Source organism: Sutterella megalosphaeroides (genome assembly GCF_003609995.1).
Classification (GTDB): domain Bacteria; phylum Pseudomonadota; class Gammaproteobacteria; order Burkholderiales; family Burkholderiaceae_F; genus Sutterella; species Sutterella megalosphaeroides.
This window is the reverse complement of the sequence record NZ_AP018786.1, coordinates 1,492,524-1,517,181: the sequence shown is the minus strand read 5'-3', so window position 1 is coordinate 1,517,181 and position 24,658 is coordinate 1,492,524. Positions and strand designations below refer to the sequence as shown.

The window sequence follows — 24,658 nt, the reverse complement described above, 5'->3', positions numbered from 1 at the left end:
GTGAGGGGGTAAAGAAGAGGGAAACGTCGGGAACGGGCGGAGCGGATGCGAAGAGGGACTCGAAGGACAAATCAACGCCGATCGGGCGCCCTTTGTCCTTCGCAGGCTTTCCGGCAAGAGTCCTGCGAGCTCTCCGACGTTTCCTTCAATGCATCAATGGACGAACAAGGTCGGTTGCGCTCAGTCGAGCCCGTTTTCGCGAAGGATCTTCTTCGCGCTTTCGCCCGAGAGCCAGGCAAGGAACGCCTGGACGTCCTCGGCCTTCGAGGCGCCCTCGACGGGACGCGCCGTCATGACGATCGGCTGATGGCAGTCGGCGATTTCAAGCGACCCGCCGAGTTTCGCCTTCTGGGCGTTGGCGGCAAGGCGATTGACGAACCCCGCGTCCATTTCGCCCTTCGCGACGTAGGCCGTCACCTGCGGAACGGTCGATACGACGTTGATCTTTCCTTCGAGCTTCGCACCGAGCCCCGAGGTCTTCAGAAAATCCGCGGCCGCACGCCCGTAGACCGCGGCCTTGGGGTCGGGATAGGCGATGCGTTCGACGTCGGGCTTGGCGAGATCGTCGGGAGAAGCGAGCGCGAGGCCCTTCTTCCAAATGAGAACGATCGGGGTCGTGCCGAGGACGACCTCGGTCTTATCGAGCATCTTGAATTTCTTGAGACTCGCACGATCGGAAACCACGACGTTGACGCCCGACCCGGACGCGGTCTGCGCGAGCATCTGCCCGATGTTGCCGCCGAAGGCCGTCCCCACCTTGGCGCCCGTCTCGGTTTGGTACGCCGCAACGAGGGCTTTCACCATCGGGACGTAGCCCGCGCCGGTGGTGACGATCACTTCGGCCTGAGCGACCGAAGCGCCGAGCCCGAAGGAGAGGGCGGCCGTGAGAAGCAGCGCGGCGGGCTTCATGCGAAGGGAGAGCGTATCGAGACGGGAGTTGCGAGTGGTCATGGGAGTCTCCGAAAAATGACGTAAGTCGTGGATGTGGTCTGTGGTTGTGTTGGTCGGTGGTTTTTGATATCGATCGGGCAAAAGAAGTTGCAGCTCAAGCCGGGCTTCGGCGGATTTCCCGAAGCACTCAGCCCCAAGAATCCGACGCGGACCGCGCCGCGTAGGCGTCGAACGGCGGGTTCGGTCGGACTGCAGCGGAAGGTGGTCTCGGGGAAGTTGAGGCAACGTGCCGAAGGTCGTCCGGAGAAAGCTCCTCGATGTCGTCCTCGCTCGCGTGGGGATGCTCTCGTCCGAAATCGACGTAGTCGACGATTCTTCCGGCCGCGAGCCGGTAGACGCGGCGCGCCAGGCGCTCGGTTTCGCGGTCGCTGTGCGTGATGTAGAGAACGGGAATCGAAAGGCCCGACAAGGCCGCTTCGATTTCGTCCATCAGGCGTTCGCGCAGCTTGGGATCAAGGCTTGAGAGCGGTTCGTCGAGAATGAGGAGGTCCTCGGCGCCGTAAAGCGCACGGGCGAGGGCCGCTCGCTGGCTTTCGCCGCCCGAGAGCGTCCCGGGGCGCCGATCCAAAAGGTGGGTGAGGCCGAAACGTCGTGCCGCTTCGTCGACCGTGAGGCCCGACCAGGCGCCCTTCGAGCGGCGCCCCGTCGTGCGGGCGAATTCGATGTTTTGGCGCACCGTGAGGTGAGGAAAGAGGCGGTGCGTCTGAAAGACGTAGCCGATCCCCCGGGCGTGAGGCGGAAGGACGATCCCTCGAAGAACGTCGACGAGCGTTCGACCGCCGAGCCGCACGAGCCCGTCGTCGGGAACGATGCGACCCGCAACGAGGTCGGCGAGCGTCGTTTTCCCCGAGCCCGATTCGCCGCGCAGAACGATGATCCCGTCGGCGGGAATGCGAATGTCGACGTCAAGCGCCACGGTGCCGCGGCGCTTTCTCACGTTGATCCACAGGTCGCGCTCCATCCGATTCCTCCGTATCCGGTCCCCCGCGCTTCGTGCGCTTTGCGGGAACTGCCCGAAAGCGGCGCGAAGCGCTATTCGGAAATAGAATAGCGATTTTTGCAAAGGAACGGGACTCGGGGTTTTCGCGCCCCCGGGGATTCCCGGCGGCGGGTTACGGCCGAATCAGTGCAAAATCGCGTTGAATCCCGCGTACGCGAGGACCGAGAGCACCACGGTGCCAGCGAGGTTCGTGGAAAGCGCCGCGATCGTCATGACGGCAAGCGAGAGGAGCATGACGGGATCGGTCGTCATGAAGTAGGGCGCGACGATCGAGGCCATCACGCAGGCGGGAGCCGCTTCGAGAACACGCTGAAGGCGCGCCGAGACGGTCCGATTGCGAAGCACCAACCAGCCGAGGGCGCGCGTCGAATAGGTGGCGGCGGCCATCCCGAGAACGGTGAGGAATTCAAGCGGCGTCGGAAGCGCGAAGAGGTCGCGGGCGGCGTCGATCAGTGCGAGTTCGCTCATGGGCTCTCTCCTTAAAAGACTCTCTCAAGACTCAAGGCCGGATTCGATGCGGGCTTCGCCCTGCTCGCGGGATGCGGTCTTTTTCCCGGTGAACTTTTGAAGATCGTCCAAGCCGAGCAGTACGGCCGCAAGGCCCGTCAGCGTACCCGCCAGGACGCACCAGTGCGAAGGAACGAAAAGGCTCGCGACGGCGGAGGCCAGAGCCGCAAGCACGATCGGGAGCGACCGGCGAAGCCCCGGCCACATCATGACGATGAGGGATGCAAAGGTCGCGGGAAAGGCCATCATGAAACCCCACTTCGTCATGTCCCCGATCGACTGCCCGAGCGCGGCACCCGCACCGGCCGAGGCCATCCAAAGCGTCCAAAACCCAAGCCCCATCCCGATATGGAAGGGAAAGGAAAAGAGGTCCCCCGAAGCCGCTCCCGCGCGCTTTCGCGCCGCGATGTCGGCGGTCGTCAGGGCCCAAACCTCGTCGCACATGAAGAAAAAGACGAAGGCGTTTTGCAAAGGCGTAAGACGCCGCGTGTGGAGTGCCAACGAAGCCCCCAAGACGATGTGGCGGCTGTTGATGAGCCAGGTCGAGAAAATCACGACGGCAACGGGTGGCGCGGCGCTCCAGAGGGCCACCGCCGCGAATTCGCTCCCGCCCGCGAAGTTGAGCCCCGTCATGAGGACGGTTGTCAAAACGCTCATCCCGTGCTGGCTCGCTTGAACGCCGAGAATAAAGCCGAGCGGCAGGCACCCGCAGATAAGCGGCAACCCGCGAACAAATCCCCGGAGCATTTCCGAGGCGACGGAGGAGTGAGTCATGAAGCTGTCGAGCGGTCGTAAAGCGGGCAAAGCCCGGGGAATGACAAAAGCGTTCGAGGTGCGACCTCGGGCGAGCGAAAAGCGTCGGAACCGGTCGTTTTCGGAAATCGAGAATCGAGCCTGCGGAAACTGAAATCCGTACGGCCGCGGCAGTTCGCGGAAAAACGAAACCCGACGTACGGAGTCGTTCTCACCGTCAACGCGCGTCGGGTTCCGTCATTACGCCCGGGCGTCTTCGCACGGGGCGGATTCGATGCATTTTATCCGCGCATCCTCACGGATTCCTCAGAGAAATGACTTAGTTCTCGGCGCGTACGGGTAAAGAAGTACGGATGTGTTCGGGGCGAGCGTCCCCGGACCGGGAGACCTTCGAGGGACCGGGCGGTCGTCGACATACGGAATTTGCCGCCTTTCTCAGAACGCCGTCCGTCGCGCGCCGTGCTAATGTTTCGTGAGTTCGTGCGACGCGTCGCGCCGTACGCTTCACTCCGACAACCGAGTCACAAAACGGGTGCCCGCGCCGGCCGACAGCGTCGCGTGCGCGGGACGCTCCCACACAACGAGGAACTACCATGAGTCTGAAGACGACCGCGACGCTTTGCGCCGTGCTTTCCGCACTCTTTGCCGGCGGCGCCGCCGCCGAAACCCTTCGCATCGGTACGCTCCCTGCGGCCGATTCGATCGTGCTTCAGGCCGCGGCCGACGAAGGGCTCTTCAAGGCCGAAGGGCTCGACGTCGAGATCGTTCCCTTCAAGTCGGCGCTCGAAATCGGTGCCGCCATGCGTGCCGGCCGTCTTCAGGGCCACTTCGGCGACCTCATGAACGTCTTCACGCAAAATGCGACGGGTATCGGCCAGAAGATCGTCGTGACGACGACGCACACGAACCCCGAGCAGCGCGCCTTCGGCTTCGTCACGTCGCCCGCCGCGGCCGAGAAGCTGACGAGCCTCGAAGCGATCCCCGCGGGCACGAAGACCGCGATGAGTTCGGCCACCATCATCGACTACCTGCTCGACCGCATGGCCGAAACGACGAAGACGGAAGGGAAACTCGAAAACCTTGAAGTCAAGCAGATCCCGATCCGCCTTCAGATGCTCCTTTCGAACAAGGTCGATACGGCCCTGCTGCCCGAGCCCCTCGTTTCGGTCGTCGCCTCGAAGGGCGGTCGCGTTCTGTGGGAGGATAAGGGCCTCAACGAAGCCCTTGCCGTCGTCGCCCTCAAGAACGACGTTGCGACCGACAAAGTCGTCGCGAGCTTCCGCAAGGCCGTTGCCGAAGCCGCCCGCCGCATCGAAGCGGACCCCGAGAAGTTCCGTGGCGTGATGGTCAAAAAGGGCCTTCTGCCCCCGCCCGTCGCGCCGCAGTATACGATGGTGCGCTTCTCCATCTATCAGACGGCGGACGGCCTTCCTCCGCTTCCCGCCCCCGAAGAAGTGACGCGCGTGGGCGACTGGATGGTCAAGAAGGGCATGCTCAAGGCCGTTCCCGCGTATGAAGACGTTGTCTATCCCGCGGCCCGCTAAAATCGGTATCGGCGCATAAAGCCGCTGCCGTAAATCACGCAAGCGACGAGGAAAGAGCGATCGGAACGCGCGCTTTCCTCGTTTCTCTTTTCACCTCAACCACTCAGGAACCCACCCATGCAGCCGACGGTCGACATGCCTCGCGCGGGCGGGCGTCTCGAAGTTCGCGATCTGACGGTCGCCTACGGACGCGACCGCCCGGTGATCCGCAATTTTTCATTCGATCTCCCCGAAGGCGAGTCGCTTGCGATCGTGGGCGAATCGGGGTGCGGCAAGTCGACGCTCCTTACGGCGCTCGCCGGCCTGCGCGCGCCCGTTTCGGGCCGCGTCACGTGGGAGGAGGGGGCGATCACGGACCTGAAAACGAGCTTTGTGTGGCAGAGCCTCGCGCTTTTTCCCTGGAAGCGCGTGCGGGAAAACCTTGAACTTCCGCTTCTCCTCGAAGGCCGGAACCGCTACGACGCGGCGGAAAGAGAACACTTGGTTGCCGAAATGCTCGAAGAGCTCGGCCTCACGGGTCTTGAAAAGCGTTTTCCGTCAGAACTCTCGGGCGGGCAGCGCCAGCGCCTCGCGCTCGGTCGCGCCTTGATCGCGAAGCCCGAAATCCTCTTCATGGACGAACCTTTTTCGGCCTTGGACGCGCTTTTGCGCGAGCGCCTTCAGGACGTCCTCATGAGCCTTCGGCGCAAGCACCCGGTGCGGCTTCTTTTCGTCACGCACGACATTGCCGAGGCCGTCTTTTTGGCCGACCGCATTCTCGTCCTCGGTGCGCGACCCTCGCGGATCCTCGCGTGCCTCGAAAATCCCGCGCACACCTTGGCGGACGAACCGGGGCTTCGAGATCGGGCTGTGAATTTCGACATGATCCGTACCGTGCACCGGACGCTTCGCGAAGCGGCCGACACGCGCGACGGGAGTCCGCGGCTTTCCGACGTCGACCCCCTCACGGCGGACGATCTTTTGAAGAAGGAAGAGGGCGCATGCTGAAACTCGTACTTCGCTTCGGGGCCGCGGCGCTCCTTCTCTTTCTCCTCTGGCTCGCGGGCAGCCGCGCGTTGGGGCCCGAGCTCCTGCCCGATCCCGTCACGACGGCGGTTGCATTTGCGACGGCGCTCACCGACCCCGACTTTTTGCGTCATGCGCTCCTTTCCCTCGGGCGACTTGCGGGCGGCCTCGGGGCGGCGGTGCTCGTCTCCTTTCCCCTGGGGCTTCTCATGGGGCACGTGCGGGCGCTCGACTGGATTGCGGCACCCGTCACCTTTCTCACGTATCCGATTCCGAAGATCGTGCTTCTGCCCGTCTTCTTCACGCTCGTGGGACTCGGGGACGCGTCACGACTTCTCTTGATCGGGCTCACGACCGGCTACCAGATCCTCGTCATCGTGCGCGAAGGGGCTTTGGCGCTCGACCCGGCGCTTGAAAAGGCCTTCCGCTCGATGGGCGGGAACACGTGGCAGCTCGTGCGGCACGTGTGGCTTCCCGCCGCGCTTCCGTCACTCTTTACGTCCCTGAAGGTCGCGTCGGGCACCGCCATGGCCGTTCTCTTTTTGGCGGAAAGCTTCGCGACGGACGCGGGCCTCGGCTGGCTCATCATGGACGCCTGGGGGATGGGCGACGTCCTTCGCATGTTCGTCGGGATCCTCGGCATGAGCCTTTTGGGCGTGCTCCTTTACGGGGCGGTGGCGGCTGCCGAGCGGGTCGCCTGCCGGTGGATGTTCGTGCGGCATTGAGTGGAAAAAAGACTTCGCCTCAGACCCGAACATTTTCCCGATCGGGATGAAAAAACCTCGGCAACCTTCACGGTTCCGAGGCTTTTCTTTTTACGGATCCAAGGCGCTTGCCCCGGAGGGACTCGTACGGTCACACAGTGTCGCGCATGAGGTCCCCCGTCCGGAGCAACGGCCCGACGCGTCTTACTTCGTGAGGAGGGCGTTCAGGCGCTTCACGAAGCCCGCCGGGTCCTTGACGGTCCCCTGGTCGGCCAAGACGGCCTGCTCGTAGATGACGTCCGCCCAATCCGCAAAGCGCGCTTCGTCCGTTTCGGCCAGGGCCTTTTGGATGAGCGGGTGCGAGGGATTGATTTCAAGCGTGAACTTTTCTTCGGGCACGGGGCGGCCCGCCGCTTCAAGCATGCGACGCATCTGCGGCGTGAGCATCTGGTCGTTCTGCCCGATCACGCAGCTCGCGCTCTCGACGAGGCGGCTCGAAACGCGCACGCCTTCGACCTTGTCGCCCAAGGCCTTCTTGAGACGCTCGACCGAGTCACCCGCCGCTTCTTCGACCTTCTTCTGCGCTTCGGCGTCGTCCTTGGCAAGCTCCCCGAGCTCAAGATCCGAAGCCGTGACCGAGACGAAGGCCTTCCCTTCGAATTCGGGCATGCCCGACATCATCCACTCGTCGATGCGTTCCCAGAGCAGCAACACTTCGATCCCCTTCTTGCGGAAGGTTTCGAGGTAGGGCGAGGAAAGGGCGGCTTCGTAGCTGCCGGCGACGAGGTAGTAGATCTTCGTCTGTTCCTTCGGGGCGCGCGCGACGTAGTCCGCGAGCGACACCGTCGCGGAGCGGGCTTCGGTTTCCGCGTCCTTCGTCGACGCAAAGCGCAGGAGCTTCATCACGGCTTCGCGGTTCGCGGGGTCTTCGACGACGCCTTCCTTGAGGCACTTGCCGAACTCGCTCCAGAAGGCGGCGTACTTGTCGTTGTCCGCGGCCAGCTTTTCAAGCATGCCGAGGGCGCGCTTCGTGACGGCCTTCTTCAGCTTGTGCGTCACGGTACTCTCCTGCAGGAGCTCGCGCGAGACGTTGAGCGGCAGATCGTTCGTGTCGATCAACCCGCGGATGAAGCGCAGGTAATGCGGCAGGAACGCCTCGGCCTTATCCAGAATGAAAACGCGCTGCACGTAGAGCTTCAACCCGTGCCCCTCGCGCCCGTCGTAGAGGTTCCACGGAGCGGTTGCCGGGCAGTAGAGAAGCGACGTGTATTCCATTTCGCCTTCGACGCGGTTGTGCGCCCAGCAGAGCGGATCGGCATACTCGTGCGTCAAGTGCTTGTAGAAGGCCTTGTAGTCTTCGTCCTTCACTTCGCGGGGGTTCATGGTCCACAACGCCTTCGCGTCGTTCACCTGGACCCACTCGTAGTGCGCGGGTTCGACGACGTTTTCGTCCTTCTCGTCCGTCTTCGCGGGCGTCGTTTCCTTCCAGAGGGAGACGGGCGTGGCGATGTGGTCGGAGTAGGTGCGGATGATTTCTTCGAGTTCCCAGTCTTCGAGATACTTCGAGGCTTCGGGCTTGAGATGAAGAATCACGTCGGTGCCGCGGCCGGCGCGCGTCGTCAATTCGGACGTGTACGTACCTTCGCCCGTCGACTCCCAACGGACGGCTTCGTTTTCGGGGGCGTTCGCCGAGCGCGAGATCACCGTCACACGGTCCGCGACGATGAAAGCGGAATAAAAGCCCACGCCGAACTGCCCGATCAGCTGCGAATCCTTCGCTTCGTCGCCCGAGAGGTTCGCAAGGAACGCTTCGGTCCCCGACTTCGCGATCGTGCCGAGGTGTTCGTTCGCTTCCGATTCGGTCATGCCGATGCCGTTGTCCGTGATCGTGAGCATGCCCGCTTCTCGGTCCGCGCGCACGCGAATCGAGAAGACGGGATCGTCCTTCACGAGTTCGGGCTTCGTGATGGAGAGAAAGCGGAGCTTGTCGATCGCGTCGGAGGCGTTCGAGACGAGCTCGCGCAGGAACACGTCGGAATTCGAATAGAGCGACTTCGCAAGAAGGCGAAGAAGCTTGGAGACTTCGGTCTGAAAACCATGGACTTGAGCGGCCATTTCTGTATTCCCTAAAAAAATCGGATCCCGACCCGAAGCGACTCGATGCGTTGCAATGCGAGGCACGGCGCCCCGGGCGGATCCCGTTCGTTACAGGGTATGTGGGGACGAACCTCGGATTTTCAAGGGGAGGAGGGCGCTTTCTCCTCGAAAACGAAAACGGACGCCGCAGCGTCCGTTCTCGAAGGGAAATGTCTCCCGAAAGTGATCCGACCGACGGTTTCGAACCCGTCGGTCGGGGAGGCCGTCACGACGTTTTCTTCTTCGTCGCTTTCGCAGTTGTCGTCGTGCGCGTCCGCGTCGTCTTCGCAGTCGTCGCGCGAGCAGGCGTCTTAGGCGCCATAGCCGCCGCTTCGCTCAACGTGCTCGTCAGCTTCTTGCGGGGCTTCACGCCCGCGAAAGTCGTCATCGAGACGTTCCCCTCAACGGTCGTCACCGTACGGCGCGAGCGGAAAGTGTCCTTGGGAGCGGGCCCGAGCCAGCCCGGAGGCTGCGCCTCGGCGCTCATGGCGTTTCGCACCACCTCGGGAACGTCGTACTCGGCGTCGCCGAATTCGGAGTCGGTCGAGTAGGCGGAGTGTCGCACGACGGGCTTGGCTTCAACCTGGAGTTCGAACTTCGGCTCGACCTTGGGATCGGGCTTCCGAACGGACGGAAGTTCCGTCCCCGGAGGGGCCATCCACGTGGGGGCGCTTGCAACCGACAGATCCGAAGGATCGGCGCAGGGCGATGCGCCCGTCGCCTTCAGGGTTTCGGGTGTAATCGACGAAGGTTTTTCGACCCGGGTCGAGCCGAGGGGACCGTCGCCCCGGTCGGCAAAGCGATTCGGTTGATGCCCCTCGGACATCCGACTCATCATTTCCGCGCGCGACGGACGTCCGCGACGACGCTTCGGAGGCTCCTCCGTAGCGGGCGCAGGTGCGGGTGCGACGGCCGTTTCGGGAAGGGGATTCTTCCTCGGACGACCTCGCTTGCGCGGAGCCGGAGCGGCCGGAGAAACCGCGGGAGCCGTCGGAGTCGTCGAAGGCGTCGTGCCGCGGAAGGACCAATAGTCCTGTCGATCGCTCCCCAAGAGGGGCTCCTTCTTCACGAGTTCTTCCTTGGGCTCCTCTTTCTTCGGAGCGAGCGCCGTCACGTCCGCGAAAAGATCCGCCCCGACCCCCGCCTTGTCGCGCCCGTAGACTTCCGCGCGTTCGCGGCGGTGCATCTCGGGGATCAATTCGGGCAGGGCCTCGTAGTCCTGTCGACGGGGCGGGAGGAACTTCCAGAATTCGCGACTCGCGAGCGAGGGCAGAACGGCCGCCGCCGTTTCAGCGATGTTGCGAAGGGTGGGGCTCCCGCCGTCCTGAGCCAGCTCGTCGCGCTCGAACGCTTCCGCCCAGAAAGCTTCGCGCTCGTCGACCGAAATCAACGGTGGCTCAAGCTTCAGCGCTTCGCCCTCGGCATTCCTGAAAAGCACCTCGTTGAAGTAGGGCGCGAGCTCCCGACGGAAGTAGTCGAAAAGCGACACCGGAGGGGTCGGCAGGGCGCGCTCCGTGAAACCGTGAATCGCGTGGCCGTCCGTCCAATAGATGCCTTCGCCGGCAGCGGTGATACCGGAAACGATGAAGGCGTTTTGGGGCACGCGGCGCCACTCCGCGACGGGAATTCCGTCGACGTAGAGGCGCGTTCCGAAGGGAATCGGGTTTTCGGAGAGCTTCTTCGAGCGACCGAGCGGACGGAGTTCGAAGAAGTACGAAAAGCGGCTCGACCCCGTCACGAATCGGGCGGCCGTGTCGGACTTGCCGAAGGCGACGAGCCCCAGAGAAAAGAGCCGCAGGTTGAGTTCCTCGTTGTCGGTCAACGCACGCCACTCGCAGAGCGTGAATTCGGACGTGAAGGCGTAGCCGAAATTCGGGCGCGCCGCGGCGAGTTCGGCCGGGCTCCCGGCTTTCGAGAACTGATGCTCGAACTCGTACACGGACATCCAGGGACCGACGAGCTCGCCTTCGGGCGTCTCGAAAACCGCACGGTCCCGGCGGTCCTCGTCGCTGGCGGCCATATTGACGACCGCCACGCGGCGGTCGAACTTACCCTGCACCATGGCGGAAAGAATCCCGAGGTTGTGACCGCGAAAGACCATGGACGCAAGGCGCCGCGCCGCGGCACGCGTGCGAGGGGCCGCAACGGGCTCGGGGAAACGGGCGCCTTCGGGAAGTTCGCGTCGTCCGAGGGCGTCGGTTCGGGCAAGGGGAGAATCGATGAACATGGTCGTACTCAGAAGGTTTCCGAAAGGCTGAGGAAGTCGCGCAGGCTCTCTTCGGGAAGGTCTCCGATCCAGGTTTCGCCCGCGGAGACCGCGAGGTCGGCGAGCTCGCGCTTTTCAACGAGCATGCGGTTGATCTTTTCTTCAAACGTCCCCGCCGTGACGAAGCGATAGACGAGCACGTCGCGACGCTGCCCGATGCGGTAGGCGCGGTCGGTCGCCTGCTGCTCGACGGCCGGATTCCACCAGAGGTCGTAGTGGATGACGGCCGAGGCCGCAGTGAGATTCAACCCCGTGCCGCCCGCCTTCAAGGAGACGATGATGACGCGCGCGGAGCGGTCCGTCTGGAACCGGTCGACCATCGCCTGACGGCCCGCGCGCGAGACGCCCCCGTGGAGGAAGTCGGGACGCATCCCCGTTTCCCGCTCGATCCAATGCTGAAGAAGCTCGCCCATGCGGCGGAACTGCGTGAAGACGATTACCTTTCGTTCCGCATCGTGCAAACGACCCAAGAGTTCGATGAGCGTTTCCGCCTTCCCCGAGTCGGGCGCATCGGGCGCGTCGGCGTGAAAGCCGTCCTCGCCCTCTATCCAGTCGTGCTGAGAGGGCGAATTGCAGATCGCTTTGAGTTCGCCGATCAGACGCAGCACCTCGCCGCGACGCTTCATCCGCAGGTCGCCCGAGTTGATCGCCATGCCTTTCTCGAGCTTCTTCCCGATCGCCGTATCCCGGAGTTCGTTGAGACGCTCGAAGGACGCGTCGACCGCGTTCTTGTAGAGCTCCGCCTGGCGCTTCGTGAGCGTCGTGAAGGTGTCGATGGTCGTGCGCTCCGGAAGGTCCGAAATGACGTTCTTGTCTTCCTTCGAGCGTCGGATCATGAAGGGGCTCGTGAGCTTTTTGAAGCGCTCCAAGACTTCCGGATCGTGATCGATCTCGACGGGCTTCGCAATCCGGCGCTGGAAGTCGGCGGCCGAGCCCAAAAGTTTCGGCTGCACGATTTCGAAGATCGACCAGTATTCGAGGAGCCGGTTTTCCACGGGCGTGCCCGTCATCGCGATCACGTGGTCCGCACGGATCGCACGCACGGCGCGCGCCTGCTGCGAGGCGTAGTTCTTAACCGCCTGCGCTTCGTCGATGACAAGCACGCGGAAGGGATCCTTCGAAAGGAGTTCGACTTCGCTTCGAAGGGTCCCGTAGGTCGTGAGAATGATGTCGGGCGCGTTTTCGCCCGAGCGCACGAGTTCGCGCGCGACGCCGTGGTAGAGCCCGGTCGTCAATTCCGGCGCAAAGCGCTCGACTTCGCGCGACCAGTTCGTGAGAAGCGACATCGGGGCGACCACAAGCGCCTGAGCGCCTTCGGGGCCGTTCAAGCGACCTTCCTGCTTGAGGGCGGCCAAGGCCGTAATCACCTGCAGGGTTTTCCCGAGACCCATGTCGTCGGCGATGAGCGAGCCCATGCCGAGGTCGATGTTCTTCATGAGCCACGAGAACCCGCGCACCTGATAGGGACGCAGCGTCGCACGAACGGTCGACGGGACCGAACGGTCGCGCGCGTCGAGCATCCCGCTCTTGATGCGCTCGACCACATCGGAAACATCGACCTCGGCCCCGTCGAGGGAGCCCATCAGGACCGCACGGAACTTTTCGAAGTAGTCGGGCTTTTTCGCCTTTTTGAGGGACGTGAGGAGCTCGTCGACCATCGCGGGGTCGAGATAGACAAAGGACCCGTTCAAGGGAACGATCTTCCCCTTGTGCTTTGCGAGCGCGACGAATTCGTCGGCGTCGATCGTTTGATTCCCGATCGCGACGCGCCAGTCGAAGTCGTAGAGAACGTCCTGCGTGAGGTAGCTCTTCACGTTGGCGGGCATCTTGGCCGCGCCGATCCGTGCGACAAGGCGCGGTTTCACCATACTGCGGAGTTCCGCCGGCATCGCCGTGCGAACGCCGAAGTGGCGCAGAAGGGCCGCGGTCTTGAAGAGGAAGTCCGCGGTTTCTTCGGTCGTGAGCAACTTCGGCTCCTCGGGGTGCCGTGCGAGGTCGTCCAACTGCGGGCAGAGGCGCCGCACGATTTCAAGGGCCTGAAGGGCCGGGTACTTGTACTTCAACCAGCGTTCGTCCGAGACAAGTTCCGAAAGCGGCACGGGTTCCACGGAATTGCGGCCCGCAGGCAAAGAGGGCGATCCTCCGCCCGAACCGAACGAGGCGTTCCCGTTTTTGGGCGCGATCCCGAAGGTAAGCCCGAAGCCCGCCGCGGTATTTACGGCGGTGAGCATCACGACCGGGCGGAAGTCGAAGAGGTCCGCCGCAATCATCGGGAGGAACCCGCGGAAGACGAACCGGGCGCAATCGGGCGAGAGCATCCCGTCCAAACGCGAGACGTCGTGCCCCAGGGCGAGGCGCTCCATGAGGCCCGCGCGCGAGGAGAGGCTTTCCGTATTCGTAAAGCGCAGGAACGCGGTAGACGCAAACGCCAGGGCCGCAATCGTCGTACGACGCGCGAATTCGAAGCGCGCGTCAAGGCGCGAGGCGGGCAACTGCTGCAAAGCGCGCGGCAGGAACCGACGGAACCCGTTGAAGGGTTCCAAAATCTTTTCGGCAACGGGTTCGACGGCGGCCGACAAGAGCGTCACGACGCGGGCGACCTCCGGATCGTTCACGATCGGGAACATCAAAACGCGCGTCATCGCCCAGTCGAGGGAATCGGGAAGGAAGGGCTTCGGAATGGTGAGGCCCGACGTCACGAGGTTCGCCGCCGCAACCGCAATCTGACGCCACGCTTCGTGAACGGGGTCGAGCTCGTGGGCTTCGAGGTCCGTGAAAAGGAGGAGCGCCCCCAGGTACCGGTCGAACGACACGGGGTTGCGGAGCGCCTCGATCTCACGGGCGGAGAGAAGATGCTCCTGCTTCTCGTGTTGGGCTTCGCGCAGCTTCGTTTGCTTCGACTCGTAGTCGGACGTAAGCATGACGTCGCCCGACGCCTGCGACTCGGTCGCGGCGTTCCCGGTGTCGACGTCACGCACCGCGACGCGTAGCCCCGTACCTTCGGCCGAAAGTTCGATCCCCAACTTCAACCCGCGCACGCCCGGTCGCCACCGACCGAGACGCATCGCGAGAATCTGTGCGGCGGGGGCGTGCAGGTCCAAGGGCATTTCCTCGGGTTCCGCTTCTTTGACGCCGCCCGCCACATCCGTCATGTAATCGGGAATATCGGCATCCCTACGCTTCGCGAGAAGCATCTCCTCAAGGGCTTCGCCTTCCGACATCTCGTAGGCGCCCTTGCCGGGTTGCACCTCGGGACCGTCGGGGAAGCGCTTGAAGAAGTCGTACTCGTAGGTGCGGCTCTCGTCGCGAACGCGTTTGAAGTAGGCTTTGACGCTCGCGACGGCCGATTCGCTCGCAGGCGTTCCGTCGGGGTTCGGCGGAAGTTCGTCGGGGACGGCGATGCGACCCGTCATGAAAAGCCGGTGGTCCTTCCACCATTTCGTGCTCTTCGTGCGGCAGCGCTTCATCCAGTCGCCGAACGTCACCGTGCGGGTGAGTTGCCGCGTGAGGTAGGCTTCCGGATACGTCTCGGATTCACCGAGCAGGGCATACGGAATCGAGCGCAAAATCTCTTCGGGCGTGCGACCCGCGCGCACCTCGGGGGTCGCCTCGGGAACGAGCGCTTCGGCCGCGGTGATGTGGTCCGAAAAACGGGGGATGCGCAAGTTGGCGAGCTCCCGAGGCTCGACCCCGCGCTCGCGCAGTTCGGCAATGAGATCGATCCCGTTCCATTCGAACAGCGCGAAAGGATCGCGCGCGATGCGCTCCGCCATCCACTGAACGGCCGTAAGCGAATGCGCGCACGGTTCCCGGTAACCCGTCGGACAGTCGCACCCGAAGGAAAAATCGTCGGGGGAGCTCGGAACGAGCGAGATGTCGTACTGCTCGAGGAGTTCGTCCACCTCGGCGGGGAGCTCCCCGCACAGAATCGAGGCGACGAGATCGGAACGAGCCGCCAGATCCTCCAAGAACCACTTCCAGGTCTTGTCGGAGGTATCGATTTGCGAGCAGACCCACCCGTCGAAGCAGTGGCCGCGAGGCTTCGAAACGCTGAAGCGAATCCCTTCGTCGGTGAGTTCCGCGCGGTAGCCGGGCTTTTTCACCTGATTCGCCGCGCGCTTCAACGACTTTTCGTCGGTGAGCCGTTCGAAAGCGGCGAGCCACGCCGCGCTCCAGTACGCATTACCGTCGGTGTGCTGGGTCATGGGGGATTTCGGGAAATGAGTTTGCAAACGCACCATCATACTATGCCGTCGGACGGAACCGAACCCTATTGCGAAAAAACGACCTGTTTCGGCCCGTAGACAGACAAAAAATGCCGAAAAAAGGCGCGAAAAACCGCTCGGGAGCGCAAAGCGCGCGAAAAGCGGCGCGCGCGGCGAACGCTACAATGCGTGGAGACGCCCGATCCTTGGGGGAGCCGAAAGCGAGCGAGGTCGACCTTCGACACGTCTGCTGCCGGCCCCTCGTTGATTTCGATTCTTTTTTAAGCGCTCAACCCTCATGCTCTGGAAACCGATTGCGGACGAATGGTCCGCCACCGAAGCGCCCCGCTGGCGCATCGTCGCTCACGAACCCCATACCGCGCTCGGCGCCGCGGGTGCCGTCGTCGGCGCCGGACTTCTTCTCACGCTTTTTGCGGACGGCGTGCCCGCCACGATGGAAACTATCGCCTTTCCGCTCGTTGCCTACGGGTGCGTGACCGCAATGGGCGTCTCCGAAGTCTTGAAGCGCTTCGCGGGCACCTGGGACCGGGAAGCGCGCTTTGAAAAGGATGCCGTTCTCGTCACCGACAACAAAGGCCGCACGCGCCGCATCGACTACGCCGAGATCGCACACGCGGACTTCACGGTGCCCGTTCCCAATACGGGGAAGTTGAAGTGCCCGACGCTCGTTCTTTCGTCCTCCACCGAAAAGAAGCTCCTCGAAGGGAACGTCGCTTCCGGGGCCGCCTACCGCGGACTCAAGGCGGAACTCGACGCGCGCAACATCCGCGTCGTCACGCCCGTGTGGGCGGAGGAGAGTTACGAGGCTCGGAAGCTCTGAGACCGAGCGTCGTCAAAACATCAAAGGCGTCAAAGGCATCAAAGAAGAGGGCGTTCCTTTTCCCCCGTTCTCCGGAACGCCCGAAAACATCCGTCAAGACACATCTGACACCACACTGCGTGACCGCGGCTTTCTCGGGATTCATTCCCAGCCTCCTGCGGCCCCGTGCCTGACAACATTTTTTCCATACGAGGGTCCCATGTCCGAAATTCATCAGGATGCACTCCCGACCGCTCCCGAATGGCTTGAAGCGGCCGTCGCCGACGAACTTGCGAACACCATCGCGCTTCGCCGTCACTTTCACGCCAACCCCGAACTCGGCAACCAGGAAACGAAGACCCGCGACTACATCGCCGCGGAGCTTCGCAAATACGGCGTCGACGAGGTCGTGACGGGGTTCGGCGAGGCACACACGGCCGTGATCGGCGTTTTGAATCCCGGCAAGGGCCACGCCGTCGGCCTTCGTGCCGACATCGACGCACTTCCCGTGAAGGAAAACACGGGGCTTGCCTTTGCGAGCTGCGCGCGCGGCACGATGTGGGGTCGTGAAACGGACGTTTCCCACATGTGCGGGCACGACATGCACATTGCGATGCTCTTGTCGGCTGCCCGAATCCTCGCCGCCCATAAGGACGACGTTCCCCGCACGGTGGTCTTCGTCTTTCAGCCCGCGGAAGAGGGCGACTCGATCGAAAACCCCTTCGAGCGCGAAACCCGGAAGCTTTCGGGCGGTCGTGCGCTCGTTGAAGGCGGCTTGATCGAACAGTACGGGATCGAGCAAATGTTCGGGATCCACGTGATGGCCCGCGTTCCTACGGGGACGATGCAGATTGTTCCGGGCACGGCCCTCAATTCGATCGACACCTTCGAAATCGAGATCGAAGGCGTGCAGGCGCACGGTGCGATGCCCTGGACGGGTGTGGACGCGACGCTCGTTGCGGCGGAAACCGTGATTGCGCTTCAGCAGCTCGTCGCGCGCAACATCGATCTCACGCGCGGCATGGGCGTCATCACCATCGGGAAGCTCGTTGCGGGCGAAACCGCGAACGTGATGGCGGGTAGGGCGTCCATGCTCGGGACCATGCGCACGAACAACATGGCGATTCGCGAACGCATGCTCGAACGCCTCCCGCAGGTCGTGGAAGGCACGGCTCTCGCTTCGGGCGCGAAGGCCTCGGTGCGCATCGCCGACAGCTATCCCGTCACGGTCAACAACGCCGAACTCGCGCGCGAAAGCATTCAGGTGCTTCGCCGCTTCGGGGTTGATGCCGTCGAAATCGAGAAGGGCGTCGGCGCGAGCGAAGACTTTTCCTACTACGCGCAGAAGGTGCCTTCGGTCTACATGTTCCTTGGGACCGACCCCGAAGGCGTCGTGAACGCTCCGAACAACCATTCGGACATGTTCAACCCGGACGAGTCCGCCATGGCTGCGGGCGTTCGCGCGCACATCGCGTCGGTGATGCGTCCGGTCGTGACGAAGGCCTGAGACTTCGTTGAGCCGACCGGCTGACGGGAACGGCGATCGACCGAACCGAATTCGGGCCTCACGGGCATGGAGAGAAACTCCGAAGTCTGCGGGGCCCGAAGTGTTTGCAAACGAAGGAACGCCCGGGACGAAAGCGAACGAGCGCGGCGGGGCGGACAGTCACGGACGAGCAGATCCGGGCGGCTCGACGCGGCGCGCAGAAGGTTCGACGGACGATTTGTAGTCGAACGGATTCGAGCGGAAATTTCGAAAAAACCTTTAAAAATTACTCAACATAATAGTCGTTATGTTGAATTTTGAGTTTCGGAGCAATTTTCAGATGGTTTTCGGCTCGGTTCGCCGTTTGGATTCGTTGAGTCGCCAACCACGCTTGCCGTCGACGTTCAACGGCGTTTTCGACCGTTCGTTGCGGCTCGGCGCCTTGAAGCTCCCGAGCCGCAGCCGATGCGACCGCCCTGCCCGTCGCGTCGATCCTTGGCGAACGTCTCACCGATCGGGCTTCCCGCCCGAAGGCGTGTAGATGATATGGACGGGCGGCGCCGTGTAGTCCCTGAGGGTAGCGCGTTCGCCGCCGCGAACGGGCTTAAGGAGTCCCGACGACCCGCGTGTGGCTTGCTCCGCACGTCGGGCGGCAATCTCATGGATGCTTCGAATCACGGGCTTTGCGGGTTCCTCGGGCGGTTCGCGGTGCGGTTCTTCGGTTGCAACCGGCGATGCGTGTTGCGGGCGCTGCGGGATGCGGTCATCCATGCGGTCCCGATTGTGGTGCTCGCGCCACGCTGCGTCACGTACGGCTCTCCGACTCGATGGTCCCGACGTGCGCGAGCGACTTCTCGGGCTTTCGCCCGACGACGGGCCTTCCGGGCGACGCTTCGAAGACGGTGGCCCTAGGCCTGCCCGCCGCCAACTCGTCAACAAGGTCTGTTTGCATTGAAGAAGCCGCTCACCCTCTATAATTTCGGCCGAAACCCTGACGGAGACTGTGACATGTCGAATTTTCTTGAGCGAGACCTCGAACCTGCGATCACCGCCGTCGCGCCGCCTGCGGCCGTCGTGCTGGTGGGCCTGCGCGCCAGCGGGAAGGAGTCGCTCGTGCGCCACATCCTCAAGAAACTCGACGAACCGTGCGTCTTCTACGCGTGCACTACTCCCGCCGACCTCGATCGGCTCTGGTTCGAGAACCGCGAGGCGGTCGAGGCGTTTCTGCTTCAGGCCCCGATCATCGTCATCGAGGACGCGCATTTGGCACCCGACATCCGCCTTACGCTCAGCCACCTCGTGAACGTCAATGAAACGCTCGAAAAGCCTTCGCGCATCTTCGTCACCGCTTCCACGTCTCTGGCGCTTGCCAAGGGGGTTCGGACTCCGGCTGAAAAGCTCATTGTCGAGCAGCAGCTGTGGCCCTTCTCGACCGCCGAACTTGCGCGCAACCGCTCGAAGGATTTCGTCCAAGCGAATCTTTCGAACCTTCTCGTCTACGGGTCGCTTCCTCCCGTCGTCGAAGATTTCGAGCACGCCGCCGACTTCCTCGTCGACTACGTCGACTACCGGATGTTCAGGGATCTCTACAACCTTCTGGTGATTCGCAACCGAAAAGGCCTCAAGTCCCTCCTCGATCTCCTTGCTCGCAGGATCGGTACCGAGGTCGACGACGGGGAATTGAGCCGCGAGTCGGGCCTGTGCCTTGAAACCGTTCGACGCTACCTTCAGCTCCTGGAGCTCGTCTACGTCATCAAGATCGTTCCGACCTATTCTCAGGGACTGCGCCGTCCGCCCATCGATCGTAAGAAGATTTACTTCACGGACCTCGGGATTCGAAACGCCCTGATCCGCGATTTTTCGCCCTTCGCGGAGCGCGCCAACGCCGCGGGCCTCTGGGAGAATTTCGTCGTGATGGAACGCGTGAAGCTTCACAACACGCTCCGCGATGCGAAGAAGCTCTTCTTGATCCGTCCGCAGTGGTCCGACCCGCGCGAGTCGGACTTCATCGAGCTTGAGGGCGAGGATGCCGTGGCGTTCGCGTGCCGCCTCACCCGAGAGAAGGCGGAGGAACACCCGACGGCCCTCACGGCCTATCCCGAGATCCCGATCCGCGTCTTTACGCCCGAAACCTACACGGACGACGTCGAGGGCTGATGTAGATGCGAGAGGAGAGCTTCGACCGCCCTCCTCTTTCGCTCGGGTCCTCCCTCTTCCTTTCTCTTCCTACCGGCCGCGGTCACACGCTACGGCTTCTCCTCACGCTCTCGGCTATGGCATCGAGTCGCGCGGCGATCGACGCAAAGTCGCCCGTCAGATCGAGCGTCACCACCGAGAGCTCGTGCCCGGCGGAACGAAACGCCGTGTCGGGCACGCTTTCATTCTCCGTCTTCGCGTAGATGAGCATCCCCGCCGTTTCCTTTCCCGGATAGGCGGCCGCGATGTTGGTGACGTAGGCGTTGATCTGGTAGAGATGGTCCGATCGGATCTTCTGCTTTTCGAAGCGCGAATCGGAAAGCACGCGCTTGTAGAACTTGGCGTCCACGACGAGCACCCTCTCCGGACCCGTCAGGACAAGGTCCGCAAACATGCCGGGGATGATCGCGCTCGTCGGGGCGCCCGACGACGTATCCCAACGGATCGCCCTGCCGGAGGGGCGCAGATCGGGGTGTTGCACGGCGAAGTAGCCGCGCAGGAAGCGCTCGAAAAGTGCCGAATTATTCTCGTCTTGGATCCAGGCGTCGAGCTTGCGCACGCCCTCCTCTTCGGTGAGCAACGCTCGCTCCGCGACGAGCCGACAGACGTTGAGAAGCAACCCGTACGTCTCGGTTTGTCCCCCGATCTGCAACTGCGACCACCGAACGGTTGAAAGATCGATCGACGCCACGCCATCGAAGGCGGCAAGCGTCTTTTTGAGATTCGCCCTCAGGTCCTTGCGAACTACGAGATTCCAAGCGAGCTTTTCGGCCGTCGACTTGAGGATGCGGTTCAGCGTGTTGTCGGGCGTGAGCTGGTCGTAGGTACAGGCAATCAGGCGGCGTTTGTGCATGCGGTGACGCATCGAGTCAGCAAGCCGAATCGTACCGCGCACGGTCCGAAGGTCCTCGTCGAACGGGCGGTAGTCGCGGTGGAGGCCCCGCTTCACGAGGCCCGCGAGGCCGAGCTCCAGGATCTGCGCGAGGAGATCCTCCGCGTGCTCGAAGGGTTCACACTCCACCCGCTCTCTTCCACGATGCCGCAGCGCCCGATAGGCGTAGGCGAGCATGTGGTAGATGTTCCGGATGACGATGCCGTTTGAAGCGATCATCGGCTTTGTCACCAAGGAGAACCGACAAGAGCCGTCAGGCGGTCGGTCCAGTGAGCGAGCTTCGCTTCATCGTCGTACCAGTACTCTTCGAGAAGCGGCAGAAGCTCGTAGTCGATGAGGTTCGCAAACCAGGTATCGAACGCTTCGAGGTCGATCGCGACGTACTCGGAGTCGGACGTCTTCAAGGGCGCGCCCGCCAAGAAGCTGTGCCCGACCTCAAAACCCTTCCCGAGCGTGGGGTCATTGCGGATCTCGTCGTTGAGACTCACGATCGCCCCGACGAGGCGCTTGAAGCGCTCGCAGCGTTCGGAACGGGCAGAGGTTTCGAGACCGCCCTCCTCGGCTTGCGCCTTTTGAGAAGCTTCAGGAGCTTCAGCTGCTTCGGCGAGCGCAATCGCTTGCTTCACGCGGTCGGCGTACTGCCGGAAACCGTCGGATTTGAACGCCGGTCGAACCGTGAAGAACCCGAAACGACGCCGCAGAGCGTAGTCGATGATCGCAATCGACCGGTCCGCCGTATTCATCATCCCGATGATGTAGAGGTTCTCCGGGACCGTGAAGGCTTCGCCCCCGGAAGCGAGCTGCAGGGCTTCGCCGCGGTGATCGGCCTCGATCAGCATCAACGCTTCGCCGAGAATCTTGCTCAGGTTGCCGCGGTTGATCTCGTCGATGATGAAGAAATACGGCTTCCCGGGATCCGCCGCCGCACGACGACAGAATTCCGCAAAAACGCCGTCTCGTCCGACGAACCCTTCTCCGTCGGGCTTGAAGCCCCATACGAAGTCTTCGTACGAGTAGCTCTGATGGAATTGAACGCAGCGGATTCGCGTGTCGTCCTTTTCGCCCGCGAGCGCCCACGCGAGTCGCTTCGCGGCGTAGGTCTTGCCGACCCCGGGCGGGCCTTGAAGAATGACGTTCTTCTTGTGAAGAAGCAGCCCCTTCAGCTTCCGAAGATCGTCCTCCGACATCCAAACCTCGTGCAGGAAGTCTGCTTCGCCGTAAGGGATGCACGGAGCGCACGGGGCGGTGGCGGGCGCGGGGAGGACGGGATCGTTGGCCTCATTCGGCGCGATCAGGCGTACGATGGCAGCGTACTCGTCGGGCGTGATGGGAAGGAAGGTGCCTTGTGCCTCCATACCCTTCAATGACTTGACCGCAATCTCCTTAAGTTTTTGATGTTCGATCGGGCATTCGAGTATCTTCAGCAGTTTGAAATGGATGGCTTTCCCGTCCTGCGCTCTTGACACGACTGCAACCGCAGTCAAGCCTCCAGCGCGCTTTTTGCGGCAGAGCACGACGTCGCCGGGGCGAGCGCTACGGTAATGCTTCTGCCCGCTACGCGGATCCCCGTTCAACTTGGTGAGCGACAGCTGAAATTCTTCGCCGATTTTGTAATCTTCGTAATTCCACTCCTTGGTGTTGGCGCTGAGCAGCCAGTAGCGACCGTCAGCGCGAGGCGCAGAAAGCCAGGCGGGAAGTTCAACGTTCGAATTCTCGGGAGACGGCTCGTCCAAGCGAACTGGATCGCCGGCATCGGCCGCCCAATCGGTCGCGTCGAGCGCGGCCGCGAGTTCGGGGCGCAGGCGCCAAAAGAAGCCCCCCGGCACGTTGCCGTCGGTCTTCGGATCGACATCGCGTCCGAGGAAAGGCACGGCCCAGTACTTCGGACCGTCCACGCCCGAAAGCTCGGGGATGCGGCGAGCTTCGCGCACGTGACGGCCGAGCTCTTGGCCCGCCGTGTTGTAGAAATTCGGTTCTTCCCCGTAGGCCTTCGCGAGCTGCGTGCACGTAGCGGTGCCGCCGAACGCCCTCAAGCGCACGAGGAGCGTGCGAACGTTCGGCGTCGCGATTTTCGGATCGGCAAGAAGAGCCGCCCAGTCGCGCTCGGAGAGCCCCGGGTCGAAGTCGCCGTAGGGGCAATCTGGCGCCAGCGGTCGTAGTCCTTCCAAAGACGACGACAAAAGTCGAAGATGTCTTCCTTCCCGTCGTAGGCGGCCATGAGCTTCTTCACGGCCTCCGCGTGCGTCGCCTTGCGGGTGAGGCCCGTGACGCCGCGCAGGTAGTTGTCGCCGTAGATGCACGGGAACACCGGGTTTTCGCGGTCCTGGTAGAGAAACGCGACCTTCCATTTGAGAAGCGACGACAGCTCCACCGCCTCGACGGCATCGATATCCCCGAGCTCGGCCGCCCTGACGGTCGCAAGGATGCGCGCATGAATACGAGCGTAGGCCTCCTCGGGCGTCTCTCCGAGGTCCTCCTTCCACTCGTAACGTTCCGAGGGAGATGCGGGATCCTTACGCTCGAAAATGCCGAACTTGATCGCGGTGCCACCCTTGATGCTCCCGAGGTCGGCGAGCTTGAACTCAAGCCAATACGTGAAGCTCTCTTGGCTTCTGCACCGGATGTAGTCGGAGAGCGTCATCGACGCCAGGCGCTCGCGCGGCCAGGCCTGCAAAAATTCGTCCCAGAGTCGATGGCGGTAGAGGGCTTCGTCGGTCATGCAGAGTTTTTGGAGAAAGCGCGGTTGCAGGGCTTGAGGCGCAGTCGGCCTCGTGGGGACATTTTGCCTCAAGCGGAAGGCCGCCATCGCGCCGAAGGAGAACGGGCGGAAGCGGGCCCCGATGCGCACGCGCGCATGGCCCCCTGACGAATGGACGGTACGCGTCGTAACGCCGAAAAATTGACTGCAATACGCGGGGCCGACACAAACGGTCGACCTCCGGACGCCGTCCCCGACGTGTTGCGTCGGAGTGCGCTCCCGCAACAATCCGCCGCACCGAGGCCCGTCCGTGCATTGCGCCACATCAACGGCTCGGATTCGCTTGTCGGCGCGAAATTCCCTTCGACATCAGGGCTCAATTGGAATGACGGTATGGAGGTGACCTACGCCCCCAATACGTCTCAATCCCTTCGAAATCAGGGCTCAATTGGAATACGAAGCCGACAACAACGTTCTTCGGATCCTTGAGTCTCAATCCCTTCGAAATCAGGGCTCAATTGGAATAGCAGGTTTCCCGGGAACGGCTGTCTCCGTAGCCGAAGCAGGCACGTATTCGGATGCGTGAGTTCAGTTTCGGAGATGACATTTTCCTTTGATACAAGTCAAAGGAAACCAAGGAGGCAGACGGTGTTCAGCCGTTTCGACATCCTTGCTTTGCGACGACCTCGTGTCGCCCAATGCGTCGTCGAAAGCAGGGAAAGCATAGCACAACGAGTGCGCTCGGAGTCCGGGACTGCTGAGGCCCGCCCTCCTCCGCTCCTGGAGCGGACCTGACCGTTCGGCTCCCTACCCGATATTCCCCCCGATCGGGAGCGCGTCATGGGACCGCAAGGACGCGGACGCCGGGAAAGGCTGAGGGTGGAAATTTCCGCCCTCGTGAGGTTTGAAGTTCTTTCACCTTCGGCAGAAACCGGCTCGGCTTCTCGGAAGCTGCGTTTTGCCGTTACCGTCAGTGTTTTCAAGCCTTAATAAGCAAGACGAATCATCGGCTCGTAAGGTAAGTACAGAGCACAGTACTCGTCCAAGCTCAGGCCGAACACGGCTCGAATAAAATCCTCGCACTCCACAATTTGTTCTCTTTGGCGCTTAACCCAGTCGATTTCCAGCCAGCTCGTCACGTAGTCGGGATCGATCCCCGTACTCCATTTGTGTGCCTCGACGGCTTCCTCGTAGGTCAAGATGCCACGGCAGCCGTTTTCAAGGAACTTGCGGTAGGGGTCGGCATACCAGTCCGTTTCGCCCGCCGCATCGGCCTCCCACTCCGACCGACTGCCATAGGCGTCCAGCATGCGCTCGTCGAGCGTGCGATTGTCTTCCTCGTCGTACGGATCTTCGTCATCCGGGTCGTCAAGTTCTGTCATCGGGCTTCTCCAGGTTGCTCTTCGCAGATTTCGTCGGCTCGGGCCCTTCGGGGCGTCACGCTCGGAGATCCGTCCACCGACAAAATTCAACCTACCACGATCGCCGGGAGGAC

The 24,658-nt window shown here is 62.7% G+C and carries 18 protein-coding genes; 6 read left to right on the top strand and 12 right to left on the bottom strand.

The features are described from left to right. Positions 1-180: 180 nt before the first annotated feature. The 4 genes from modA to S6FBBBH3_RS06325 all read right to left on the bottom strand — a co-directional run bounded on the left by modA (position 181) and on the right by S6FBBBH3_RS06325 (position 3,232). Positions 181-951, bottom strand: coding sequence for a molybdate ABC transporter substrate-binding protein (modA, locus tag S6FBBBH3_RS06340; protein ID WP_232008743.1), 771 nt, complete (start codon positions 949-951; stop codon positions 181-183). 127 nt (positions 952-1,078) lie between these two features. Next, the gene (locus tag S6FBBBH3_RS06335; RefSeq protein ID WP_120176946.1) at positions 1,079-1,912 is read right to left on the bottom strand and encodes an ATP-binding cassette domain-containing protein; all 834 of its coding nucleotides are present in this window, start codon (positions 1,910-1,912) and stop codon (positions 1,079-1,081) included. 162 nt (positions 1,913-2,074) lie between these two features. Beyond that, positions 2,075-2,419 carry an AzlD family protein gene (locus S6FBBBH3_RS06330; protein WP_179950553.1) on the bottom strand — a complete coding sequence of 115 codons (345 nt, stop codon included), beginning with the start codon at positions 2,417-2,419 and terminating at the stop codon, positions 2,075-2,077. A 24-nt stretch (positions 2,420-2,443) separates the two neighbouring features. After that, positions 2,444-3,232: an AzlC family ABC transporter permease gene (locus tag S6FBBBH3_RS06325; protein ID WP_120176945.1), complete on the bottom strand. Its 789-nt coding sequence runs from the start codon at positions 3,230-3,232 to the stop codon at positions 2,444-2,446. Positions 3,233-3,804: 572 nt separating this feature from the next. Here S6FBBBH3_RS06325 and S6FBBBH3_RS06320 point away from each other — a divergent pair. From S6FBBBH3_RS06320 to S6FBBBH3_RS06310, 3 genes are all read left to right on the top strand, one after another. Continuing rightward, positions 3,805-4,755, top strand: coding sequence for an ABC transporter substrate-binding protein (locus tag S6FBBBH3_RS06320; protein WP_120176944.1), 951 nt, complete (start codon positions 3,805-3,807; stop codon positions 4,753-4,755). Between the two features lie 117 nt (positions 4,756-4,872). Continuing rightward, positions 4,873-5,742, top strand: a complete 870-nt coding sequence (locus S6FBBBH3_RS06315; protein ID WP_232008742.1) for an ABC transporter ATP-binding protein — start codon at positions 4,873-4,875, stop codon at positions 5,740-5,742. Continuing rightward, entirely contained in the window at positions 5,736-6,485 is a 750-nt protein-coding gene (locus tag S6FBBBH3_RS06310) for an ABC transporter permease (RefSeq protein WP_120176943.1), read from the top strand. The genes S6FBBBH3_RS06315 and S6FBBBH3_RS06310 overlap by 7 nt, the downstream gene beginning before the upstream one ends. Before the next feature lie 183 nt (positions 6,486-6,668). Here the strand turns inward: S6FBBBH3_RS06310 and htpG are convergent, their stop codons facing one another. The 3 genes from htpG to S6FBBBH3_RS06295 form a co-directional block, all read right to left on the bottom strand. Continuing rightward, entirely contained in the window at positions 6,669-8,579 is a 1,911-nt protein-coding gene (htpG, locus tag S6FBBBH3_RS06305; protein ID WP_120176942.1) for a molecular chaperone HtpG, read from the bottom strand. 247 nt (positions 8,580-8,826) lie between these two features. Continuing rightward, positions 8,827-10,827, bottom strand: a complete 2,001-nt coding sequence (locus tag S6FBBBH3_RS06300) for a hypothetical protein (RefSeq protein ID WP_120176941.1) — start codon at positions 10,825-10,827, stop codon at positions 8,827-8,829. Between the two features lie 8 nt (positions 10,828-10,835). Beyond that, positions 10,836-15,071: a DEAD/DEAH box helicase gene (locus S6FBBBH3_RS06295; RefSeq protein ID WP_170143849.1), complete on the bottom strand. Its 4,236-nt coding sequence runs from the start codon at positions 15,069-15,071 to the stop codon at positions 10,836-10,838. 298 nt (positions 15,072-15,369) lie between these two features. On the opposite strand from S6FBBBH3_RS06295, the gene S6FBBBH3_RS06290 reads away from it, so the two are divergent. Together S6FBBBH3_RS06290 and S6FBBBH3_RS06285 are read left to right on the top strand one after the other, a co-directional pair. After that, positions 15,370-15,912 carry a hypothetical protein gene (locus S6FBBBH3_RS06290; RefSeq protein WP_120176939.1) on the top strand — a complete coding sequence of 181 codons (543 nt, stop codon included), beginning with the start codon at positions 15,370-15,372 and terminating at the stop codon, positions 15,910-15,912. Between the two features lie 199 nt (positions 15,913-16,111). After that, on the top strand, positions 16,112-17,398 hold the full coding sequence (locus tag S6FBBBH3_RS06285) for a M20 metallopeptidase family protein (RefSeq protein ID WP_120176938.1): 1,287 nt from the start codon (positions 16,112-16,114) through the stop codon (positions 17,396-17,398). Between the two features lie 486 nt (positions 17,399-17,884). Here the strand turns inward: S6FBBBH3_RS06285 and S6FBBBH3_RS10985 are convergent, their stop codons facing one another. After that, positions 17,885-18,148 (bottom strand): hypothetical protein, encoded by a 264-nt coding sequence (locus S6FBBBH3_RS10985; protein ID WP_123957652.1) that lies wholly within the window; start codon positions 18,146-18,148, stop codon positions 17,885-17,887. Positions 18,149-18,385: 237 nt separating this feature from the next. Here S6FBBBH3_RS10985 and S6FBBBH3_RS06280 point away from each other — a divergent pair, with 237 nt between their 5' ends. Next, positions 18,386-19,534, top strand: coding sequence for an ATP-binding protein (locus S6FBBBH3_RS06280; protein WP_120176937.1), 1,149 nt, complete (start codon positions 18,386-18,388; stop codon positions 19,532-19,534). 82 nt (positions 19,535-19,616) lie between these two features. Here the strand turns inward: S6FBBBH3_RS06280 and S6FBBBH3_RS06275 are convergent, their stop codons facing one another. The 4 genes from S6FBBBH3_RS06275 to S6FBBBH3_RS06260 form a co-directional block, all read right to left on the bottom strand. Further along, positions 19,617-20,684, bottom strand: coding sequence for a 5-methylcytosine restriction system specificity protein McrC (locus tag S6FBBBH3_RS06275; RefSeq protein WP_120176936.1), 1,068 nt, complete (start codon positions 20,682-20,684; stop codon positions 19,617-19,619). A gap of 8 nt (positions 20,685-20,692) precedes the next feature. Further along, positions 20,693-21,652 (bottom strand): AAA family ATPase, encoded by a 960-nt coding sequence (locus S6FBBBH3_RS11245; RefSeq protein ID WP_232008856.1) that lies wholly within the window; start codon positions 21,650-21,652, stop codon positions 20,693-20,695. A gap of 842 nt (positions 21,653-22,494) precedes the next feature. Then, positions 22,495-23,184, bottom strand: coding sequence for a hypothetical protein (locus S6FBBBH3_RS11240; protein WP_232008741.1), 690 nt, complete (start codon positions 23,182-23,184; stop codon positions 22,495-22,497). Between the two features lie 965 nt (positions 23,185-24,149). After that, on the bottom strand, positions 24,150-24,545 hold the full coding sequence (locus S6FBBBH3_RS06260) for a hypothetical protein (RefSeq protein WP_120176933.1): 396 nt from the start codon (positions 24,543-24,545) through the stop codon (positions 24,150-24,152). Between the last annotated feature and the right edge of the window lie 113 nt (positions 24,546-24,658).

Bases quoted from the DNA above. Each gene is read 5' to 3' on its own strand.
- modA (WP_232008743.1), bottom strand. From the start codon at position 951: ATGACCACTCGCAACTCCCGTCTCGATACGCTCTCCCTTCGCATGAAG.
- S6FBBBH3_RS06335 (WP_120176946.1), bottom strand. From the start codon at position 1,912: ATGGAGCGCGACCTGTGGATCAACGTGAGAAAGCGCCGCGGCACCGTG.
- S6FBBBH3_RS06330 (WP_179950553.1), bottom strand. From the start codon at position 2,419: ATGAGCGAACTCGCACTGATCGACGCCGCCCGCGACCTCTTCGCGCTT.
- S6FBBBH3_RS06325 (WP_120176945.1), bottom strand. From the start codon at position 3,232: ATGACTCACTCCTCCGTCGCCTCGGAAATGCTCCGGGGATTTGTTCGC.
- S6FBBBH3_RS06320 (WP_120176944.1), top strand. From the start codon at position 3,805: ATGAGTCTGAAGACGACCGCGACGCTTTGCGCCGTGCTTTCCGCACTC.
- S6FBBBH3_RS06315 (WP_232008742.1), top strand. From the start codon at position 4,873: ATGCAGCCGACGGTCGACATGCCTCGCGCGGGCGGGCGTCTCGAAGTT.
- S6FBBBH3_RS06310 (WP_120176943.1), top strand. From the start codon at position 5,736: ATGCTGAAACTCGTACTTCGCTTCGGGGCCGCGGCGCTCCTTCTCTTT.
- htpG (WP_120176942.1), bottom strand. From the start codon at position 8,579: ATGGCCGCTCAAGTCCATGGTTTTCAGACCGAAGTCTCCAAGCTTCTT.
- S6FBBBH3_RS06300 (WP_120176941.1), bottom strand. From the start codon at position 10,827: ATGTTCATCGATTCTCCCCTTGCCCGAACCGACGCCCTCGGACGACGC.
- S6FBBBH3_RS06295 (WP_170143849.1), bottom strand. From the start codon at position 15,071: ATGACCCAGCACACCGACGGTAATGCGTACTGGAGCGCGGCGTGGCTC.
- S6FBBBH3_RS06290 (WP_120176939.1), top strand. From the start codon at position 15,370: ATGCTCTGGAAACCGATTGCGGACGAATGGTCCGCCACCGAAGCGCCC.
- S6FBBBH3_RS06285 (WP_120176938.1), top strand. From the start codon at position 16,112: ATGTCCGAAATTCATCAGGATGCACTCCCGACCGCTCCCGAATGGCTT.
- S6FBBBH3_RS10985 (WP_123957652.1), bottom strand. From the start codon at position 18,148: ATGGATGACCGCATCCCGCAGCGCCCGCAACACGCATCGCCGGTTGCA.
- S6FBBBH3_RS06280 (WP_120176937.1), top strand. From the start codon at position 18,386: ATGTCGAATTTTCTTGAGCGAGACCTCGAACCTGCGATCACCGCCGTC.
- S6FBBBH3_RS06275 (WP_120176936.1), bottom strand. From the start codon at position 20,684: ATGATCGCTTCAAACGGCATCGTCATCCGGAACATCTACCACATGCTC.
- S6FBBBH3_RS11245 (WP_232008856.1), bottom strand. From the start codon at position 21,652: ATGTCGGAGGACGATCTTCGGAAGCTGAAGGGGCTGCTTCTTCACAAG.
- S6FBBBH3_RS11240 (WP_232008741.1), bottom strand. From the start codon at position 23,184: ATGACCGACGAAGCCCTCTACCGCCATCGACTCTGGGACGAATTTTTG.
- S6FBBBH3_RS06260 (WP_120176933.1), bottom strand. From the start codon at position 24,545: ATGACAGAACTTGACGACCCGGATGACGAAGATCCGTACGACGAGGAA.